A 19,478-nucleotide genomic window follows, 5' to 3' on the forward strand; every position below is an offset into this window, starting at 1 on the left:
GCGCCGATGCCCGCCAACGTCGTCACGGTCGCCGTTCTGATCGCCGCCCTGGCACCTGGCTTCTGCTTCGTGCAGGCCTACCGGCGCCACGTCTTCTCTGACAGGCCCAGCCCGACGAGGGAGGTCATCGAGTTCTTCGGCGCGGGGGCGCTCGCCACAGTCGTCGCCAGCCTCCTGATCCTCGCGCTGGGAAACGTGGTGCCGTGGCTGGTCTCACTCCACGAACTGGTGGTGGACACTCGGACCCTGCGCGCCTCCGCATGGGAGGTCGTCGCTTCCGCCGGCCTCGTGCTGCTGCTGAGCGTGACGCTGTGCATCGTGGCCGGCGACGTGCTGGGCCGGCGGGCTCCCAGCCGGGTCGGGCCTGTCAACGCCGGAGTGATGTCGGTCCGTGCCCTCGCCACCCCGTCGCCCGGCGGCCGGGAGCCCTATCTTGCCGTGGAACTCGACGACGGGCGTCTGGTCGAAGGTTATCTGCGCCATGCGGCGATCGAGGACGACCCGGCCCGACGTGACCTTGTGCTGCAACGTCCCCTCTTCTTCAGCGGCACCGGCTACGCCGAGAGAACGCCGTCCCCGGCCGTCAAGCTCTACGTCCCCGGCTCCATGATCCGCGTCATCCACCTCAGTTACCCGCCCGTCATCACCGTGCCGGAGGAGGAGGAGTCGACAGCAGGGCCCGGAAGTGAGGTCGTCGACGCCGCAGGAGGTGCGCGCAGTGGGCAGATGGTTCAACCGCGGCCGTAAACGCGACGACGAGCCACCGCGCGAGCCGAAGCCGTCCGGCCCGGTCCTCGAGATCACCGTCACCGAGGGCGGTCGGTCGAGCACCACGACGATCGGTGGGCCGACCGCCTTCGGGTTGCAGTACCACGCCTTCCACGAGCAGTACGGCGTGAGCGACCCGCGGACGTTGGAGGCGGGGACCCGTTACGCGCGGGAGCTGATGCGCACCAACGACGTCGCCGAGGCCGTGACCGTCTATCAGGAGATCGTCGGGTTGCGCAGCTCGGCGCTCGGGCCGGAGCATCCGGACACCCTGCGCAGCAAGCACAGCCTGGCCTTCGCGCTCTGGCAGCGGGGCTCCCACGCCGAGGCGGAACGGGTGCAACGAGACGTCTACGAGGCGCGGCGTCGGGTGCTCGGCGACTCCGACGCCGAGACGTTGCGCAGCGGCAACAACCTGGGCTGGTTGCTGATCGAGCTGCGTCGGATGGACGAGGCCGAACCGCTGCTGCGCACGGTCGCCGACGGCTTGGCGCGCACGCTGGGCCGCGACGACGCGGAAACCCTTGCCTGCCAGATGAAGCTGGCCGGGCTTGAGCACCTGCAGGGCCACAGCCAGCAGGCCGAGCGGGGCCTGCGCGACGTGGTCAAGCGGCTGACCCGGACGGTGGGCGCCACCAACCCGGTGACGCTCCAGGCCCGCAGCAGCCTGCTTGTCGTCCTGCTCGACAACGGCCGGGCCGCCGAGGCGGTCGAGGCCGCCCGGGCGCTCGCCGACGACGCCGGGCACGCTCTGAGCAACACCGACGGTGTACGCCTGCACGCCCGGCACTCCCTGGCCCGAGCCCTCGCCGGGGTGGACCGGCGGGCCGAGGCGATCCGGGTGCTTGCCGACACGCTGCCGGACAGCGAACGCGGCCGGGGCGTCGACCATCCCGGGACCCTGGAGATGCGGACGTTCTTCGCCCAACTGCTCGTCGAGGCGGGTGACCTACGGGCCGGTCCGGCGGCGCGCGCCGCGCTGGCCGGCTGCGAACGCGTGCACGGCCCCGGCCATCCCGACACCGAGAGGGCACGGGAGCTGGTCCGGCTCGCCCGCTGACAGGTCAGCCGCCGGTGTGGATGTGCGCCGCCCACAGCGTCGGCGCAAGCGGGTAGCGGTCCCGCAGCCCTCGCACGGCCGAGTGCAGGGCGTACGCCGCCGACCCGGTCGGGTCGCCGTGCGCGTAGAAGGCGGTGGTCAGGGCGAGGGAGACCGCGTCGTCGACCTCCCACAGGGTGCCGATGACGTGCCGGAACCCGGCGAGCTGGAAGGCGCCGGTGATGTGCAGCGCCTCGTCGACAAGGGTCGGCGGGGCCTGGGAGGTCGCACAGGCCGACAGGAAGGCGAACTCCGCGTCCAGGTCGAGCCGGGACACGTCGGCCACGGTGAGCGGATCGTCCTGGTGGTCGTGTACGAGCAGCCGGCCCTGCGCCGGGTCATCCGGATCGGCCACCGCGTGGCACGCGAAGTGCGCGTACGCCGAGTCGGCCAACCGGTCCAGGACCTGCTCCCGGGTGGCTCCCGCGTCCAGCCCGACCCACGCATCGGGCAGCGCCCGCGCCGCCGACGCGGCCTCGCGTTCGGCGCTGGGCAGCGCCCCCGGGCCGCCAGGGGTGACGCGCATCGCCACGACACAGGACCGGGCGTCAGGCCGGGACTGGCGCGTTCCGGTGCGTTTGCGGGCCAGCGCGGTCACCGTCGGGGTGTAGGAGGAGACCACCCGGTCGAGGGCGGACCGGCCGGCGCCGGCCTGCGCGGCGTGCAGGGGGAAGAACGCCAGCGGACCGACCGGGCACCACCAGACGCGCGGCAGCTCGCCGCCCGCCTCGGGCGCGCCGATCTGGTCCAGCACCGGCCCGACCAGGGCAGACCACAACCAGTCGAGTACGCCGCCGAGCGCCGACTGGGCGCGCAGCCTGCTCCGCGCGTCCGCCGCCGGGTCGTACGCCGTGGTGGTGGCCTCCTGGAGCAGCCGCAGCTGCGTCATCGCGTCGGTGAGCGACAGACCAGGCAGGGGCAGCACCGTCACGCGGTGCCCTCGCAGGATGAGCGCGTCGCAGCGCAACTCGCTCGCGATCGGCACGACCACGGTCCCGTCGACCTGGTCGAGCAGTTGTCGGGCGCTGGGCGCGCGCAGGAAGTCGCCCAGGCCGGGCAGCTCCCGGATCGTCGCCAGCAGCACGTTCCACTCGGTCTCCCGGTCCCGGCCGAAGGTGGTGGGCCGCGACGTTTCGGGGGCGGGCGCTTCGAAGTCCCGACGCATCCGCTGGAAGTCGGCCGCCAGACGCCCGTCGGCGCGTTGCAGCGCCGCCCACTCGCCGTCGGCAGTCAACCGCTGGTGCAGCAGCAGGCCCCGGCCCCGCTCCAGCAGCTCCAGGGCCCGCTCCGGCTGTCCGGCGCCGATCGCGCAGGAGGCGGCGGTCGCCGCCAACCCGGCCGTCGAGCCGAGGTCCGCGTACTGGTCGTGTCGCGTACGCCCCCGCGACGCCAGCCGGGGCAGCAACGTGATGGCCTCGTCGAAGGCGTCCGTCGCCTCCTTCCACCGGCCCAGCGCGGTAAGCGTGTAGGCCGCCTTGTCGAACGCCTGGATCCGGACCGGCACGGCCGCGGACTCGACGCGGCCGGCGGTGCGCGCCCGCTCGGCGGCCTCGGTGAGCAGGGCCTTCTCACCGGTCCGCAGGTAGGTCGCCCGCAACGCCTGGGCGATGGACAGCCCCGTCTCGGCGCGGTGCGGATCACGCGCGGGCAGGGCGTCCAGCGCCTGCCGCAGCAGGACGAGCGCCTCCTGAAGGTAGGCGGGCTCCCCGGTGGCGTCGTAGAGCAACCGGAGGCTGTAGCCCAACTGGTCCGAGTACAACGCGTGGTTGGGCTCCCCGCGTACGGAGAGCGCGAGCGCCCGGCGCAGCAGACCGATCGCCGTCTCCAGGGCGGAGATGTCACCGGTCAACTGGTGCGTCTTCATGCCGACGGTGGAGAGGCTGGCGAGCGCCGTCCGGTGCTGCGGATGCCGCTCTCCGACTGTGGTCAGCGCGGCGGCGAACTCCTCCCACGCCTGGCCGAGCAGCTCGGCGCGGCCGGTGCGGTCGACAAGGGTGAGCAACGTCTGCCCGGTCAGGAAACGCGCGTCGACGCTCTGCCGGCTGTGCTCCCGCAGCACCGCGACGGCCCGTTCGACATCGGCCGTGTGGGTGGTCCCGGAAGCCCGGGCCAGCAGGCACCGGGCTCGCAGCATGACGATCTGGTCCTGGTTCGGGCCGGTGGCGTCCACCGAGGACACCAGCTCCAACGCCTCGTCGACGTAGTCCTCCACACCGGTGAGCTGGTAGGCGCGCAACAGCGCCTCCGCGTGAATGCCCCGCAACGCGGGCAGATGCTCCGGGCTGATCCACTGCTCGGCCATCTTGGCGATGGCCGTGAGCCGGTAGAGCGTGTCGACCGAGCCGTCGAAGTCGTGCCGGACCCGACAGACCTGGCACTTCTTGAGCATCAGCACCGCGCTGTTGCCGAGGTCGGCCGAGGCGTCCTCGGCGAACCGCAGATACTGCTCGGCGATGTCCAGGAGCTGCGGCTCACTCTCGATCCGGGCTCTGGCCAGCAGCACATCCGTGTACGTGGCAAGGGCGCGGACGCCGTGCGGCGTACCCAGATCATCGGCCAGGAAGGAGTCGGCCATCGTGCGGATCGCGGCCTCCAGCACGACGGTGGCCTCGATCAGGTCCTGCCGCGCCTGGCCCGCGTGGTAGCGGTCGAGCAGCGCGGCCCCCAGCTCCACCTGGGCCTCGGCCCACCGCCGGTCGCCGCGCGGCCGCCCGGCCGCGGCGCGACGCCAGTGGTCCACGGCGTCCCTTGCAGAGCGACCCACCGGCGCACCTCCCCGTCGCGGTTGCCCCCCAGCCTGCCAGCCGCGCGCCACATCGACAGGAGATAATCAGCCGATGAGTCAATCGGCGCCGGACAGGCAGCTCGACGACGACCGGGCCACCCGGCTGGCCCGGGTCTGCGCCGACATCGCGCAGGTGGGTGACCTGCTCGGCCCGGAACCGGCCCAGGCCCTGGCCCGGCTGCGGGACCGGTCGCTGTCCGATGAGGCCGTGGACGCGGTGCTCGCCGAGGTGACCGAGTTGATGCGCCTCGGCGGGCTGGTCGGCGGCGACACGATCGTCCGGGGCGACCGCTACCTGCCGCTGGCCGGCATCCACGGCCGCCGCCCAGAAGTCGTGCGGGTCTGCCCCGGTGACCTGTGCGACCGGGTGGAGATCCCCCGGCCGGACGCCGGCCCGCCGCCGCGCTGCGCCGTGTGGGACTGCCCGCTGCCGACCTTCCGGATGGACAGGTGAACGCGGTCATCGCCTCGCTCGGCGGCAAGCTGGCCGAGCGGTGGCTCGCCGGCCTGGCGCTGCCCGGTCTGGTGTTCGTGGCGATGGCTGCCGTGGCGGTGCGGCTCGGCCACGCCCACTGGTGGGACCTGCGGCTGCTGCGGCAGGAGGTGGACCGCCTCGCCCTCGGGTCACCGTCGCGGAGCACCGGGTCCGCGCTGTTGATTCTGCTCGGTGTCGTGCTGGGCAGCGTCGTCGCCGCGATGGCCGCCCAGAGCCTGGAACGCCTGGTCGTGGCCCTGTGGACGCAGGACTGGGGCCGGGCCGGCGAGGCCCTGACCCGCCGGCGGCGACGCCTGTGGAACGCCGCCATGGACCGGTACGAGACCGCCCTGCGGGCCAAGGCACGCCGCCTGCGGTCCGCCGACGACACCACCGGGCCGCTGCCGGACACCCAGGCGCTCGCCCGCGCCTGCGACCGGATCGCGCTGACCGAGCCCGACCGGCCGACGTGGATCGGCGACCGCATGCTCGCCACTGCGGTACGGGTGCGAGCCTGCTACGGCCTGGACCTGGCCGCCGCCTGGCCCCGACTGTGGCTGCTGCTGCCCGAGGAGACCCGAGGCCCGCTCGCCCTCGCGCAGGCCGACTTCGCCGCCGCCGCCCGACGGGTGGGCTGGGGGCTGCTGTATGTGGCGCTCGGCCTGCTGTGGTGGCCCGCGGCGGTCGTCGGCCTCGGGCTGGGCGTGGCGGGTTGGCGACGGGGCCGCGCGGCGGTGTCCGTGCTGGCGGACCTGGTGGAGGCGGTGGTCGACCTGCACGTGCGCGCCCTCGGCGCCGCGCTGGGACATCCCACCGACGGCGCCTTCGGCACCGCCGACGGCGAGGCCGTGACAGTCCTGCTGCGCAAGGACCGGTAATCCCCGGGGCCCCGGCGCCGGCCGGGCGGGTTTCCGGGAACGTGCGATTCGGGCATGTACCTCGGCACTGCTGGAGGGGAGAGACGGCAATGCTGGTAACCGGTTATCTCGGCGCGGTGCTCATCGGTGCCCTCGTCGGCCTGCTCGGCCGACTCATCCTGCCGGGGAGGCAGCGGATCGGTCTCTTCGCCACGTTCGTCATCGGCGTCGGCTCGGCGGTGCTGGGCACCGTGGTCGCCCGGGCGCTCAATGTCGACGACGGCGCCGGCGCGCGGGTGTGGGTGCTGCGCTGGGACTGGGTCGTGCTCGCGATCCAGGTCGGTCTCGCGATCATCGTCGTCGCGCTGGCGAACATGCTCACCTTCACCCGGCTCGCCGGCGGCGACGACACCCCCCGTCGGCGCCCCCGACGCAGCCAGGCCAAGGGCTGACGACCGGAGGGACCACCCGTGAGTGGTCCCTCCGCTGGTGCGTTGATGAGTGGCTAGACTTCAGGTTGGCAGTTCACCTGTGCTCTGCTGCGGCGAGCGCAGCCTCGGGAGGGTGTTCCCGCACCCTCTCGAGGGGCCGTCCCATCGGACGGGCGCCTACTCGCAGAAGACCCGCACGGTGGCATCGGGGGAGTCCACCTCCACTGTCACGTCGTCGAGGTGCTCCACGAGGGCTTCCAACTGCTCGGGCTTGAGCTGCGTCAGGTCGATCGGCACGCCCGAGTCGCTGAGTGAGGCGTTGGCCTTGACCAGGGCCTGCGGCGGGACCAGCGCCGCCAGCCGTACGCCGGCCCGCAGCAGTTGCAGTGGCACCCGCACGTTGACCCGCGACGGCTCGCCGTTGTCGGTGGCGTCCACCACCACCCGCAGGTACTTCACCTTGCCCTTCGGTCGGGCGTCGAGACCTGCCGCCGCCGGCGCCTGGTCCCGTTCGAGTGCGGCGATGAGCTGCTCGGCCTCCTCCGCGGTGATCTTGCCGGCGGCCAGCATGTCGAGGATGTCCTTGCGTTGTTCGGTCATTCGAACCTCTCCTATCGGATGGCCACGAGCACGGCCGTACGGCCCTGCTCGATGTCGAAACGGGCGCCGGGCAGCGCGGAGATGACGCGCCAACCGGCGCCGAGCGCCCGCACCGCACCGATGCGGAACACCAGGCAGGCCACGATCGCCGCGAGCACGACCAGGACCACGATCGGGAAGAGCAGGAGCGCCACCGGGAGCACCGGAACCCAGAAGCGGAGGGGCCGGCGGTCCGGGCGGTTGACCCGGACGGTCACCACCTGCGGCATCACGGCCGGCCTTCCAACTCCGCCAGCGCCTGCTGGGCGGTGATCTCACCGCGGCGCAACCGGTCGATGACGTCGGCCCGCGACGGCGCCGGGTCGGTCTCGACGAAGTCGAGCATCTGCGTGATCCGGTTGAGCCGTGACTTGATCGTCGGATAGCTCACCCCGAAGATGCGTTCCATCTCCTTGATCGAACCGTGGCAGCGCACGAACGCCGTGACGAAGACCTGGTCCTCGACGTTGAGCTGAGCCAGTTGCGGTAGCTCGAACTCGCCCTCGATCGCGACGCCGTTGCTCGCCAGGCGCACCCGCTCGACGACGAACGGCTGCCCCCGCGTCAGGCTGGTGAGTTCCTGCCACTCCATCGCCTGTTCTGTCATACCTAAAGTTGTAGCTTAAGAATCTTGAAGTTCCAAGAGCCGAACCTTGATTTTCTTAATATTGGTCTCCCGCTGGCGAACATGGGTGGCGGGGTGCGGCGGGCGGGAGGGGTGAGCTGGCGCCGTGATCCACTCGCTTTCATGGAAGTTGGGGTGTCCCGGCTCGTTGGACACCCCGACTTCAAAGAACCCGAGTTGATCTCTCGTCGCCGATCAGGAGCACGAAACCGCCGTGGCCACAGAGAGGTCCCGTCTCGTTCGATGCGAAAGATTTCTTGCGAAAACCCGCTCCCAAGACGTATAACCGAAAGGAGTCTTTCGCTAGGGGAGTGCTGATGGAGCGGAACGAGCCGGAACGTCGGGTGCGCGTCCAGGACGCGACAAAGCTGCGGGCGCTCGCGCACCCGTTGCGCCTGCGGCTGCTGCGCTACCTGCTGGCCGCCGGCCCGAGAACCGCCGCGCAGTGCGCCGAGGCCCTGGAGGACACCGGATCGAACTGCAGCTACCACCTGCGTCAACTGGCCCGCCACGGCCTCATTGAACCGGCCCTCGCCGAGGGCGCCAACCGGCGTGACCGACCGTGGCGCGCCGCCGCCACCGGGCTCGAACTCGCCCCGGATCCCGATGAGCCCGAGGGGCAGCAGATCATCGACGCGCTGACCGCCCTGGAACTCGACGAGGGGTTTCGATCGTTGCAGCGCTACCAAACTCAGCAGCACAAACTGGCCGACGAGTGGCGGGAGAGCGCCACGTTCCACAGCTACACGCTCTCGCTCACTCCGGAGGAGTTGCGACACCTCACGCTGACCCTGGACGCCGTCATCCGGCCGTACCTGCGCCCGTTGCGAAACGCGCCCCCGAGCGATGCCCGGCCGGTCAGCCTCAACCTTCAGGCGTACGCCACACCGGAGTTCATCTGATGGTGACGCTGCTGCGACACCGCGGATTCGCCCTGATCTGGGCTGCCGGGCTCTTCTCCAGCGTGGCGAGCTGGCTGCTGCTCACCGGGCTGCCGATCTACGTGTTCGGGGTGACCGGCTCGGCGCTCACCACCTCCGCCGTCTTCCTCGTCGAGCTGCTGTGCGGCATCACGCTGGGATCGTTCGCCGGTGCTCTCGCCGATCGTCACGACAGGTTCCGGCTCATGAGCGGCGTCGCCGTGCTCCAGGCCGCGGTGGTGGTCCCGCTGCTCGGCCAACCCGACCACCACCTGTGGGTCATCTCCCTTGTCGCCGGGGCGCAGGCGGTACTGACGCAGACGTTCGACTCCGCCCGCAACGCCGTGCTGCCACGGCTCGTCGAGCCCGCCCACCTGGTGCGCGCCAACAGCGTGATAGCACTCAACATGAGCGTGGGACGGCTCATCGGAGGCTCGCTGGGCGGGTTCGCGATCACCCGCGACGGCACCCGCTACCTGGCTGTCGGCGCCACCGTGGCCTTCGTGATCACGGCAGCCCTGATCGCCGCCGGCCGCCGCGCCGCCCACCACGCAGCCACGGAGTCGACGACCCCGGACCGTACGTCGTCGTTCCTCACCGCCTGGCGACACGGCCTCAGGGCGATGCTGCGCAACCGCTCGGTACGGATGACGATCGTGAGTGTGGCACTGGGCGGCATCGCACAGGGCCTGTTCGTAGTGCTCTTTGTGGTCTTCGTCAGCCGCGTGCTGCATGCCGACGGCACCCTCACCGGTGTTCTGCGGGGCGTCCAGGCGATCGGCGGGGTGGCGGGTGGGCTCATCATCGGCATGCTGGGCGCCCGGCTCAGCCCTCGACTGCTGATGAGCCTCGGGGCGACCACCTTCGCCCTGATCAGCCTGGTCATCTGGAACGGACCGGCGGTCACCCGCCGACCGGAGTGGTACATCGGGTTGTTCATCCTGGTCGGTGCGCCTGGCGTCGCGTACGCCAGCGGAGCTTTCGCGCAGATCCAACAGAGCGTGCCCGACACCGAGCTGGGCCGGGCGTTCGGCGTCTACTACGCGATCTTCAACGCGTCGCAGGGGCTGGGCATGGCGGCGGCCGGCCTGCTCGGCGACGTACTCAACGTCGTACTCGTGCTCAACGTGCAGGCCGCGCTCTACCTGGCCTCCGGTGCGGTTGCGTACCTGGGCCTGCGCTCCGTCCCGCAGCAGCGCGCCGCCGTACGGCAGCGCGCCACCGTCGACGTCGGGTAGACCACGGTCGCCGACTCGGCCGCGCCTATGCGCCCGAGATGGCCTTCAGTGCCGTGTCGAGTGCCTGGTCGGCCGGGACGGGTACGTCGGGGACCACTCCGACGCCCTCCCAGTTGGTGCCCGTGACGCTGTTGATGGTCCGGGCGGTCGGCACGGTCACGAGGATGTGTTCGGTGACCGGGTGGCGGGCTGTCGGATGCGCGCCACCACGGGTCGTCTCACCGACGACGACGGCCCGACCGTGCGCCTGGAGGGTGTACGCCACGTCCTCGCCCCCGGAGAACGTCGTCGCGCTGGTGAGCACGTGGACCGGGCGGTCCGCATAGCGCGGCGCGGGAAGGTACGCGGCCGTCCAGAACTGACGTGTCGCGCCGGTGGACCGCTCGTAGAAGTCGTTGAGGTGCACCTGGTCGTCACGGAAGAAGTAGCTGCACCACATCGCGGCGCCCTCCGGCGTTCCGCCGGTGCAGGCGCGCAGGTCGAGGATGAGCGCGGAGCTGAGGGCGACCAGTTGCATGGCCGCGCCGATCGCGCCGGCCCCTTCGTCGGCGTACGCGATGCGCCGCACGTCGATGAGCCCGACGTTCCCGTCCAGGTGCTCGACGCGGCGGATTCCCTGGTTCTCCGCGCGGAGCAGCGCGCGGAACGCGGCCCGCCCGCCGTCCTCGTCGGCGGGATCGAGCGACTGCGGCAGGTCCGTCCAGAGCAGCCGCAGATGCTTGTCCGGGCACACCTGCTGAAGGTGAGCGGTCACGGTCTCGCAGAGCGCCGGCCCGTCCAGGTTGTCGTAGTCGCCGGCCGTGAGGCGGCTCCGGATGGCGGCGTCGATGTCCGCGACCTTCTCAGGGAAGACGTACCCCGCCTCGATCCGGTCGAGTGCCTGTCCGATGATCTTTTCGTTGGAGAGCATGGCGCGCCACGTTAGACCGCTGACGAGCTCATGACCACCGACTTTCGTCCAGGTTCCACGACCCACTCGCCTTCCGGGAAGTCGGGGTGTTCGGGCTCCTGGGACACCCCGACCTCATGGAACCCGAGACGATCTAGCCCTCCACGGCGCGGCGTTCGATGCGCAGCCCTCGGCGGAGCTGCCACGAGGCGGCGGGCCACGCCGCGAGGTAGCCGGCGATCAGCCCCACCTGGCCGGCGAACCAGAAGACCGGGCTGTCGGGTCGCAGGGGTGGCTCGGAAAAAACCACGCGATGCGCGAGCGTCAGCCACCCGAACAGCGCCAGCTCGAACGCGGTGATGGTCAGCAGCTCGACCTTGACGACCGTGGACAGCGCGTGCCAGATCTTCGTGCCGCTGCCGCCGGGCGCGCCGACGTACCGGAAGAGAACCGCGATCGTCACCGCCGCGAGATAGTCCCCGGCGTAGTCGACCCACAGGCTCTCGTGGGCCGGGTCGGATCTCATCAGGTACAGGGCGACCTCGGCGACGATGAAACCGAGCGCGCAGTGGGCACCGCAGCGGGACACCTGGGTGACGAGGATGCCCCGGCGCGGCCTTCGGGGCTCGTCCTCCCGCCGGCCCTCCCGCCGGCGGCGGGAGAACGCCTCGGGCCTGCCCCAGTTCCAGTAGAGGCGCACGGCTGCCGGGCCGATGTAGAGAACGGTCACCAACCAGACGATCTCCATGATCCGGACCGGCTGACGGTGCCCGCGAAGGTAGGTGTCGATGACGATGATCGCGCAGCTGACGAACCCGACCGCGAGGGAGACCCAGGCCAGCGCCAGGAGCCAGGTCGGTTGCATCCTCGCCCCTCTCCGCGCGCCGGGCGTCGACACGTTCCGCAGCCGAGTGCCGAGGGGTCTTCGCAGTCTCCCAGCCCGCTCCGCGCGCGGGGCACTAACTGGCGAAGTCGACGCCGGTGAGGGAGACGGAGCGGTGGGCGGCGAGACGTTCGGCCTGTGCGGTGACCGTCGTGCGCGTGGCGGCCGACAGCCGCTGCCAGGGCTGGACCGCGACGGTGAACGTCCTGCCCGACTTGCGGGGACGCCACGTGCCGACGACGTCGCCGTCGACCAGGACGGCGCCGGGACGACCCAGCACCGGCCACAACTCCTTGGCGCGGGCGGTGTCCGGCACCAGCGTCATCCGGTCCTTGGCCTGGAGGAACAGGTCGAACGGGCCGAGGAGGCGGGTGCCCACGGCATCGGCCGACTCCAGCGCCTCCTCGTCGGCGGCCAGCAGCGAGCGCGCCTCCCCGTCGACCGCCACGTCGACCACGTCGTCGGGCCAGCGCGCCTTCACGTCCTTCACGGGGGCGTCGAGATAGTCGGCCACCTGTTTCGGCGTGGCCGGGCCGAGCAGGCGAAGATAGCTGCGGATCAGGTCGAACCGGTCACCCGGGGTGGCCGCCTTCCGGAACCCGGTGATACGCCGCAGGATCGGAGGTGAGGTGTCGAGCTCCAGTTCCAGGCCGGCCCGGGCGGCGGCGAGCCGGAACGGCATCTCGTAGAGGTGCGTGGCGTCGCACACCCGGCAGAACCGCAGGTACGGCTCGGGCAGCAGAGTGGCCAGGCGGCCGGAGACGTCGCCCTTGACCGTCGGCGTGGTGACGATGGCCCGCATGCGGACGGCCACCTCGTCGAGAGCGGCGAGGTTGGCGATGCCGGCAGCCTTCAACGGCTTGGCCGCGTCGTAGATGCGCTTGCCCGCGTCGGCTTCGGAGAAGGGTTCGACGGCCGCCACCACGTGCCCCACGTCGGCCCGGCGGTAGAGGTGCGGGGCCCCGCGCACCGTCCACAGCAGGACCACGTCCTCGTCACGCGTCGCGGTCACGTCGACCCCACGCGCGGCCAGCGCCCACCGGGCGCCGTCCGGACCGGTGTTCTGCACACCGATGTCCAGGACGGCGGTGTCGGCGAGCGTGCCCTGATCCCGGTCGAGCTGCTGGGCCCGGACGCGGAAGTTGCGCACCTGACGACGGTCAACCATGCCTGCACCCTAGGGCCTCCTGCGCCGGCTGTTCCGGTGTGTCCAGGCGCGTGGCGTCCGTTCGGCGACATCACCGGTCACCGCCTCGCGCCATCGCCGCGACGGTGATCTCACCGGCCTGTCGTCACCCGGACACCATTGGGCGCGCTCGCCCGCCACCTGCGTGGACGGTCACCGCCGAACCCAACATTCCGGCGTGGGGAGCCGGCGCGGGTACCCACGCGCGGTGCCCGGATGGTGCAATAGGGGCACTGTGCCGGTGTCGTTGACGGGAGGTCCCCGTGGATGGTGTGGAACTGCTCGTCGCCGCCCTGACGCTCGGCGTGTCGAACGGCGTCACCGACGCGACCAGCGCCGTGGTCCGCGATGCCGCCGACAGTTTCCGGGGCCTGGTGCGCCGCCGGCTGACCGGCACCGGCCAGGAGGCGCTGCGGACGTTGGAGACCGAGGGCACCGACTCGGGCATCTGGCAGGTACGCCTCACCGCCGATCTCATCCGCGCGGGCGTCGACCGGGACGAGCAGATCCTCAGCCTCGCGCGGGAGCTGCTGGCGCGGGCCGAGGCGGCCGGCCCCCGCACCGAGATCGGGCCGGTCGACGCGCGCGGGGCGAACGGCGTTCAGTTCGGCAGCGCCAACATCCAGCACAACACCTTCAACTGAGGCAGCCGGGCGGATGGGCGACAGCAGGCAGCCGGAGGACAACCGGTCGCGCGGCATCGACGCCCGTCAGGCCCAGGGCTTGCAGGTCGGCGACCACAACCGCCAATACAACATCTCCGGCCCGGTCGTACGCTCGGCGTACCTGGCCGAGGTGCACCGGATCGCCCCGGCCGAGCTGCTCGACCGGGATGCCGAGCTGGCGCGGCTCGCAGCCTTCTGCACCGGTGACGGGCCGGGCGCGTACCAGCGGTGGGAGGCCGCGCCGAGAGCCGGGATGACCGCGCTGCTGTCCTGGTTCGTGCTCCACCCGCCCCCGGGCGTACGGATCGTGTCGTACTTCGCCAACGCCGGCCGCAGCGAGCAGGACAGCCGCGACGCCTTCGTCGACGTGGTGCTGGAACAGTTGGTCGAGCTGACCGGCGGATCCATGCCGGGTCACCTCACCAGGGCCACCCAGGAGGCGCACCTGCTGGGCCGGTACATCGACGCGGCCCAGGCGTGCGAACGGCGGGACGAGCGGCTCGTGCTGGTCGTCGACGGCCTCGACGCCCGGCGCAACGCCTCGGGTGTCGCCACGCTCCTGCCCGACCGGTTGGTCGGTGGGACGCGCGTGGTGCTCGGCACCGACCTCGGGTGGCGGGCCCCCGCCGACCTGCCACCGCGGCACCCGTTGCGGGACCGGACCCGGCCCCACCTGCTACCGCCGTTCGTCGCCCCCGCCGAGCGGGCCCGGCGGAAGGCGGACGCCGCGCGCAGGGCCGCCGAGCGGGCCCAGAGGGAGGCGGAGGCCGCCCGGCGGGAGGCGGAGCGCGAGCAGGCCGCCGCCGAGGAACGCCGCAACGTGCAGCGGCGGATCGACGAGTGGCAGGCCGCCGAGGCGGAACGGCTGAGCCTGGCGGCTCGGGCGGCGGCCGTGCGGCGTGCGTTGACGTTCGTCGTCGGGTGGACGGGCCTCTTTGTGCTTCTCACCTGGCTGATCCTGGGCTGGACCCATCCGGGGGTCGCGGGCATCCTGAGCGCCCAGCTCGTGGCGGGCGGGCTCGCCGCCGCGATCGTGCTCGTACCGGCCGCGTTCCGGCTCGGTGCGGCGTACGCGCCGGTCCCGGCCTCGCCCGCCGCCTGGATCGACCGGTCCCGGTACGGCCTGCTGCTGCAGTTGATCGCCTTCCCGGTGCTCGTCGTCGTGGGCGGAGCTATGGCGAGTGACTACCTCCTCTTTCGCCACACCCGGCAACTGGAGCGTTCCCTCGGCATGGCCGGGGCCCTGCCCTCGTTCGACGAGGTGGTGGCCGTGTTCTTCCTGCTGCTCATCGCGGGCGGCTGCGCCTGGGCCGGCTGGTGCCTCGCCGCGAGGTCCGCCCGGCCCTGGGACGAACGGCAGCGGGAGCGGGAGCGCGCCTACCGGGCAGTCCTCCGCGCGACGTCCGCCGGGACCGAGCGGGGAGCGTACCCGGGAACGAGCGCCGACGTGCTGTCCCAGCGAGCGGCCGACCGGGCCAGGGCGTACCAGGACCTGCTGGCCCGGCTGGCGGGACACCACCGGCGTAACCCGCCCCGCTGATACGCACGTCCGGCCGCGCCCGCTGATTCGCCCAGGCGGCCCCGCGAGCGGCGATACACGGCGCAGCCACACCAGGGCCACCTGCGCCCGGGTGACCCCCAGCTCGGCGGCGACCGTGCCGACGGCGTCGATGATCGCGTGGTTGGAGGTCCCCTGCGTGGGCGCGTGGAGCAGGTCGGAGCCCGCATCCTGGCCGCCGCGCGGCAGGCCCTCGCGCGGGACGGTGACACGTCCATGAACCAGATCGCCCAGCTCGCCGGGTCGGCCCCGGCACCCTCTACCGCAACTACCCGTCCCGCGAGTCGCTGGTGCTCGCCGTCTACCTGGACGCCGTCACTGAGCTGGTCAACTCGGTCCCTGGCCACGCTGCCACCGGTGGAGGCGCTGCGCCGCTGGGCCACGGAGTTGGTAAACGCCGTGCGCAGGAAGCACGGGCTCGGCGCTGCCCTCAGCCCCGGCGCCCACCAGTCAATCACCGAGCAGAGCTACGGCCCGGTCGGCGCCGCCATCGCCCACCCCTTCGATGCCGGCAAACGGGACAGCACCACCCGCGCCGACGCAGAACCCGCCGACTTTCTCCACCTCGCCGGGGCGCTCTGGCGAGCCCTCGACGGGCGCGGAAGACCGCATGCTCGGGCTGACCCTCGACGGCCACAGCACCCGCCCGCGTCGCTGACCGCGACCCGGACCGTCCCTCAGGGAGCTGTCGTCCGCCCCCCGCGCCGGGCGAGCGCGTCGCGGACGGCGAGGACGACGAGCGCGAGCGGCACGAACACCCACAACTGAAGGACTGTGTAGCGGCGTAGCTCCCGGTCCGTGTCGACGCCGGCCAGCTCGGCGTCGAGGGCACCGGGCCGCGTCAGCATGATGGCGTACGCGGACAGCGGAGCGTAGTTGAGGCCCGCCCCGACGAGCCACAGGCCGAAAGCCCGGCCGCCGAGGTCGTTCGATGACGCCAACAGCCAGCTGCCCCACGCCACCATGGCGATCACGCCGACGAGGAACTCGGCCAGAATGATCCGCCGTCGACGGGTGGTGCCCCGACTGCCGTACATGTCGATGGCCGCCAGGCGACGAACGTCCATGGGGTGATGATGCCACCGGTCGGCAACCTTCGGAGTCGGCCACGTCCGCTGAGGGCGACCCGCTCCCCGGGTGCGGGGACGTGGGTCCCCCGGAGCGCGGATTCCCTCGTCGTGCCGGTCGGGCAGCGTCATGTCGGACGGAACCAACGCTCCCCACCGATACGGAGTACCGACCGTGATGCAGACCAGCGACGCCTCCGCGCCGTCTCGTACGCCACCGTCGCCACGGTGGGCCCGCCGCGCCGGTCACGTGGCGTGGATCGCGCCAGTCCTGGGGTTCATTCCGCTGCACGTGCCCTGGATCCTCGGTATCCCGCTGTTCGCCCATGCCGACCCGTTCGACGAGTGGTACCACGGTCGCGACCCCGGCGTCGGGGATCACCCGGTCGACGGTTTCCTGGGTCTGCCGGCCGGCGCGTTCTACCTGGGCCTGCTGTGCGTCCTCGCCGGGCTGGGCGGAGTCCTGGCGCTCGGCCTGATCAGCGACTGGGGACTGACCTTCCCCCGCTGGGTGCCGTTGCTGCGCGGACGCCGGGTGCCGCCGTGGGTGCCGCTGACGCCCACGGTGCTGGGATCGGCTCTGATGATCGGCTACTCGGTCACCCTGCCGTGGCAGTTCGCCACCGACCTGGCGCAGTCCAGCGCGGACGACATCTTCACTCCGACGGGCGTCCTGATCGGCCTGCCCCTCCTGCTGGCCTGGGCCGTCGCGTTGCCGCTGGCCGGCTGGTCCTACTACCGCCGCACCCGCGTGGCACGCTGATCGGGGCCGCTGACAGGGGCTCGGGTCGCGGTGGTGTCTAGAGTCGCAGTCGTGCGGATCCGGATCGAGGGCAGCGACCTGCCGGGGCGGCGCGGCGGCGCGGACGCCGACGCGCTGCGGCTCGGCAACGTGCACGTCGGGGTCCAGCGCAAGACCGAGGTGATCGACCGTGTACCGGCCGACGCGGTCATGGCGATCTGGACCGTCGAGGTGTCCAGCCGAGAGATCGACGGGGTGCTTGACGTCGGCGGTCCGTTCGTGCACGGCCGCCCCGGCGGACGGTTTCTCTATCTGAGCTGGGGCGCGGTGACCGAGGAGGGGTTCGCGATGTTCCGGCGGGCGAAGCTGATGTTCACCGACATCCCGACCGCGCTGCTGCGCGCCGCACACGACGGCGGCGGACTCCTGGTCGGCAGGCTGGGGCTGACGGACGCGACCGGCGAGCCGGTGTGCGCCCGGGTCCACCCTGCCGCCATCACCTGGACGGTGGAGTGACCGCCGGTGTCGACCCGGTGCCCCCGGCCGCCCGCAGCAGGCGACGGCCGGGGGAGGGGGACCCTGTCAGGCCACCAGCGAGACCCGCCCGTTGTCCAGGTCGTAGCGAGCGCCCACGACGCGCAGGGCGCCCTGGCGCACCTTCTCGGCGATGATCGGGCTGCGCGTCTGAAGCGCCCGCACCTGCGCCGCGATGTTGGCCCGGACCGCGTTCTCCACCGGGTCGCCGGGCTGGTTCAGCACCGGCTCGACGACCGGGCGCAGACTGTCGACGATGGCGCCGATGTGCCCGGGAGCCGTGCCCGCGGTACGGATGGCGTCGATGGTGGCGGTGATCGCGCCGCAACGTTCGTGCCCGAGGACGACGATCAGCAGGCTACCGAACTCCTCCACCGCGAACTCGGCGCTGCCCAGCAGCAGGTCGTCGACGATGTTGCCGGCCACCCGGTTGTCGAACAGGTCACCGAGCCCCTGGTCGAAGAGCACCTCCGGCGCCACCCGGGAATCCGCACAGCCCACCGTGACGGCGAACGGGTGCTGCCCGGCGGCGAGGCGGTGCAGGTCGTCCAGGGACTGGTGGGGGTGCCGGCCGTGGCCGGCGGTGAACCGGTGGTTGCCGGCGAGCAGCCGGCGCAGGGCCTCGGCCGGGGTGCCGACCGCATCGTCAGCCGGCTGCGCGGCGGCGGCGGACGGGTGCGCCGCCGCGCCGATCGCTACGGCGGTCGCGCCGCCGGCGGCCAGCAGGGAACGGCGGGACAGGTGGGGACGTGCCACGTTGATCTCCCGAAGGTGAGGCGGAAGCTTCCTTCGTACCAGCCCTCACTCCACAGTGGTTATACGCCGCGCCACAGTCGCCGCACGACGATTCACCGCACCGGCCGTGCGTCGCGCGACGTGGCGAGGTGGTGGTGCGAGGGCTGGTCCGGCAGCGGCTGAGGGGGTGCGTGGCTCCTATGGACCTGATGTCGTGAACGAATCAACGCGCTTGCGGGCCGTCGCCTGTGGTCGCGACCCGCGCCGCCCCTCGCGTGGCCGATGATGTCGCAAACGAATCAGCTCCAAAGGATGCGACCACCACCTGGCTCACCGGCTGTGGCCCAGCCCCGGCCACCTGGGTCGCACCCGGTCGCCCCGGATCGCCTGGACGCCCTGCAAGGGCCGCCAAGGCAGCCGGGACGGCAAGGGCCGCCGGGACGACCCGGACGACCCCGGGCGGTCAGAGCGGCTGGGTCGACCCGGGTGGCGCCGTCCCGGCTGCCCGGTCGCGCGGGGCGACTGGGGAGCCGGGACCGGGCGGGCGGCGGGCGGCGTGGTTGTCAGCGTTTCGTGGGGTCGAGGGCGGCGACCTCGCGTACGGCGGTGGCGACGGCCGCGAAGTCCTTCTTCAGGATGGCGCCGTGGTTGCTGGTGACCTTCGCACCGACCTGGATGTTCGGGTTGCGGGCGGTCACCGCGTCGAGGCTGGTCCGAATGCGTTCCTGCTCGTCGCCCTTGCTGCCGAGGGACGTCCCCGACGCGACCACGTACCGCACCGGGGCGGTGATGGCGTCCAGCACCGGGCCCAGTTCACGTTCGCGGGAGAGCCGTCCCAGCTCGATGTTGCTCTCCGCCATCTGTTCGGCGTTCATTCGTGGGGTCAGGCCCGTCGGGCGCAGCAGGGGCATGAACATGTTCATCCGTCGGAACATCTTCCGGATGCGCTGCTCCATGGCCTCGTCCAGCCAGTCGTACGGGAAGGCGCCGTCGACAAGCACCGCGCCGATGGTGCGGTGCGGGTTCCGGTGGGCCCAGTGCGCGCCGACGACCGCTCCGTAGGACCAGCCCACGAGCACCGCCCGGTCCACGCCCCGGGCGGCGAGGACGGCGTCGACGTCCCGGACGGCCGCCTCGAACGAATAGTCCGCCGAGCGCCCCGACTTTCTGCCCCGGGCTCGCTCGTCGTAGGTGATGTGCCGCCATCCGGTGCCCAGGTCGGCGATGACGTGCCGCCAGTACCCCTGGGTGGCGAACTGGCCGTTGAGGAAGACCACCGGGATGCCGGGACCGCCGGTGTCGGTGACGGCCAGGGCCGTGTCGTCGACCGGCACCATGCCGGTCCACGTCGAACTGGTGGAGGTGGGGTTGTTCGTCGTCAT

Annotated in this window: 21 protein-coding genes; 11 read left to right on the top strand and 10 right to left on the bottom strand. The window is 72.0% G+C overall.

Going from position 1 to position 19,478, the window contains the following annotated elements; translation table 11 throughout:
• Positions 1-6: 6 nt before the first annotated feature.
• Both MILUP08_RS16500 and MILUP08_RS16505 read left to right on the top strand, forming a co-directional pair.
• A complete protein-coding gene (locus MILUP08_RS16500; protein WP_007459625.1) occupies positions 7-747 on the top strand; it encodes a DUF6338 family protein in 741 nt (246 codons plus the stop codon).
• Positions 719-1,828, top strand: a complete 1,110-nt coding sequence (locus tag MILUP08_RS16505) for a tetratricopeptide repeat protein (protein ID WP_039906127.1) — start codon at positions 719-721, stop codon at positions 1,826-1,828. Before MILUP08_RS16500 ends, MILUP08_RS16505 begins: the two co-directional genes overlap by 29 nt.
• 4 nt (positions 1,829-1,832) lie before the next feature.
• Here MILUP08_RS16505 and MILUP08_RS33840 read toward each other — a convergent pair whose 3' ends face one another.
• Positions 1,833-4,631, bottom strand: a complete 2,799-nt coding sequence (locus MILUP08_RS33840) for a CHAT domain-containing protein (protein ID WP_007459629.1) — start codon at positions 4,629-4,631, stop codon at positions 1,833-1,835.
• A 73-nt stretch (positions 4,632-4,704) separates the two neighbouring features.
• Between MILUP08_RS33840 and MILUP08_RS16515 the strand changes: the two genes are divergently transcribed.
• From MILUP08_RS16515 to MILUP08_RS16525, 3 genes are all read left to right on the top strand, one after another.
• Positions 4,705-5,106 carry a hypothetical protein gene (locus MILUP08_RS16515; protein WP_007459631.1) on the top strand — a complete coding sequence of 134 codons (402 nt, stop codon included), beginning with the start codon at positions 4,705-4,707 and terminating at the stop codon, positions 5,104-5,106.
• On the top strand, positions 5,103-6,005 hold the full coding sequence (locus MILUP08_RS16520; protein WP_007459632.1) for a hypothetical protein: 903 nt from the start codon (positions 5,103-5,105) through the stop codon (positions 6,003-6,005). Before MILUP08_RS16515 ends, MILUP08_RS16520 begins: the two co-directional genes overlap by 4 nt.
• A gap of 89 nt (positions 6,006-6,094) precedes the next feature.
• Positions 6,095-6,436, top strand: coding sequence for a GlsB/YeaQ/YmgE family stress response membrane protein (locus tag MILUP08_RS16525; RefSeq protein ID WP_007459634.1), 342 nt, complete (start codon positions 6,095-6,097; stop codon positions 6,434-6,436).
• 156 nt (positions 6,437-6,592) lie between these two features.
• On the opposite strand, the gene MILUP08_RS16530 is transcribed toward MILUP08_RS16525, so the two are convergent.
• Genes MILUP08_RS16530 through MILUP08_RS16540 form a run of 3 tightly spaced genes read right to left on the bottom strand, consistent with a single transcriptional unit; the run spans position 6,593 to position 7,661 of the window.
• A complete protein-coding gene (locus tag MILUP08_RS16530) occupies positions 6,593-7,015 on the bottom strand; it encodes an SHOCT-like domain-containing protein (protein ID WP_007459636.1) in 423 nt (140 codons plus the stop codon).
• 11 nt (positions 7,016-7,026) lie between these two features.
• Positions 7,027-7,284 (bottom strand): hypothetical protein, encoded by a 258-nt coding sequence (locus MILUP08_RS16535; protein ID WP_007459637.1) that lies wholly within the window; start codon positions 7,282-7,284, stop codon positions 7,027-7,029.
• On the bottom strand, positions 7,284-7,661 hold the full coding sequence (locus MILUP08_RS16540) for a DUF2089 domain-containing protein (protein WP_007459640.1): 378 nt from the start codon (positions 7,659-7,661) through the stop codon (positions 7,284-7,286). The genes MILUP08_RS16535 and MILUP08_RS16540 overlap by 1 nt, the downstream gene beginning before the upstream one ends.
• A 335-nt stretch (positions 7,662-7,996) precedes the next feature.
• Here MILUP08_RS16540 and MILUP08_RS16545 point away from each other — a divergent pair, with 335 nt between their 5' ends.
• On the top strand, positions 7,997-8,581 hold the full coding sequence (locus MILUP08_RS16545; protein ID WP_007459642.1) for a winged helix-turn-helix domain-containing protein: 585 nt from the start codon (positions 7,997-7,999) through the stop codon (positions 8,579-8,581).
• The gene (locus MILUP08_RS16550) at positions 8,581-9,837 is read left to right on the top strand and encodes an MFS transporter (protein WP_007459645.1); all 1,257 of its coding nucleotides are present in this window, start codon (positions 8,581-8,583) and stop codon (positions 9,835-9,837) included. The genes MILUP08_RS16545 and MILUP08_RS16550 overlap by 1 nt, the downstream gene beginning before the upstream one ends.
• A gap of 25 nt (positions 9,838-9,862) precedes the next feature.
• Here the strand turns inward: MILUP08_RS16550 and MILUP08_RS16555 are convergent, their stop codons facing one another.
• The 3 genes from MILUP08_RS16555 to MILUP08_RS16565 form a co-directional block, all read right to left on the bottom strand.
• Positions 9,863-10,747, bottom strand: coding sequence for a S41 family peptidase (locus tag MILUP08_RS16555; RefSeq protein ID WP_007459647.1), 885 nt, complete (start codon positions 10,745-10,747; stop codon positions 9,863-9,865).
• Positions 10,748-10,880: 133 nt separating this feature from the next.
• Complete coding sequence (locus MILUP08_RS16560) at positions 10,881-11,591, bottom strand: DUF4396 domain-containing protein (protein ID WP_007459649.1); 711 nt, start codon at positions 11,589-11,591, stop codon at positions 10,881-10,883.
• A gap of 94 nt (positions 11,592-11,685) precedes the next feature.
• Entirely contained in the window at positions 11,686-12,777 is a 1,092-nt protein-coding gene (locus MILUP08_RS16565) for a winged helix DNA-binding domain-containing protein (protein WP_007459651.1), read from the bottom strand.
• A 281-nt stretch (positions 12,778-13,058) separates the two neighbouring features.
• Between MILUP08_RS16565 and MILUP08_RS16570 the strand changes: the two genes are divergently transcribed.
• Positions 13,059-13,439: a hypothetical protein gene (locus MILUP08_RS16570; protein WP_007459653.1), complete on the top strand. Its 381-nt coding sequence runs from the start codon at positions 13,059-13,061 to the stop codon at positions 13,437-13,439.
• 13 nt (positions 13,440-13,452) lie between these two features.
• The gene (locus MILUP08_RS16575) at positions 13,453-15,000 is read left to right on the top strand and encodes a hypothetical protein (RefSeq protein ID WP_007459655.1); all 1,548 of its coding nucleotides are present in this window, start codon (positions 13,453-13,455) and stop codon (positions 14,998-15,000) included.
• A 695-nt stretch (positions 15,001-15,695) separates the two neighbouring features.
• On the opposite strand, the gene MILUP08_RS16580 is transcribed toward MILUP08_RS16575, so the two are convergent.
• Entirely contained in the window at positions 15,696-16,085 is a 390-nt protein-coding gene (locus MILUP08_RS16580) for a hypothetical protein (RefSeq protein ID WP_007459658.1), read from the bottom strand.
• 175 nt (positions 16,086-16,260) lie between these two features.
• Here MILUP08_RS16580 and MILUP08_RS33845 point away from each other — a divergent pair, with 175 nt between their 5' ends.
• Both MILUP08_RS33845 and MILUP08_RS16590 read left to right on the top strand, forming a co-directional pair.
• Positions 16,261-16,848 carry a hypothetical protein gene (locus MILUP08_RS33845; RefSeq protein ID WP_007459660.1) on the top strand — a complete coding sequence of 196 codons (588 nt, stop codon included), beginning with the start codon at positions 16,261-16,263 and terminating at the stop codon, positions 16,846-16,848.
• 51 nt (positions 16,849-16,899) lie between these two features.
• Positions 16,900-17,343, top strand: a complete 444-nt coding sequence (locus MILUP08_RS16590; RefSeq protein WP_007459662.1) for a DUF5990 family protein — start codon at positions 16,900-16,902, stop codon at positions 17,341-17,343.
• Positions 17,344-17,409: 66 nt separating this feature from the next.
• Here MILUP08_RS16590 and MILUP08_RS16595 read toward each other — a convergent pair whose 3' ends face one another.
• Together MILUP08_RS16595 and MILUP08_RS16600 are read right to left on the bottom strand one after the other, a co-directional pair.
• Entirely contained in the window at positions 17,410-18,117 is a 708-nt protein-coding gene (locus tag MILUP08_RS16595) for a carbonic anhydrase (protein ID WP_007459664.1), read from the bottom strand.
• Positions 18,118-18,659: 542 nt separating this feature from the next.
• Positions 18,660-19,478 carry an alpha/beta fold hydrolase gene (locus tag MILUP08_RS16600; protein WP_007459665.1) on the bottom strand — a complete coding sequence of 273 codons (819 nt, stop codon included), beginning with the start codon at positions 19,476-19,478 and terminating at the stop codon, positions 18,660-18,662.

The sequence above is a fragment of the Micromonospora lupini str. Lupac 08 genome (assembly GCF_000297395.2).
Taxonomy (GTDB): Bacteria; Actinomycetota; Actinomycetes; order Mycobacteriales; family Micromonosporaceae; genus Micromonospora; species Micromonospora lupini.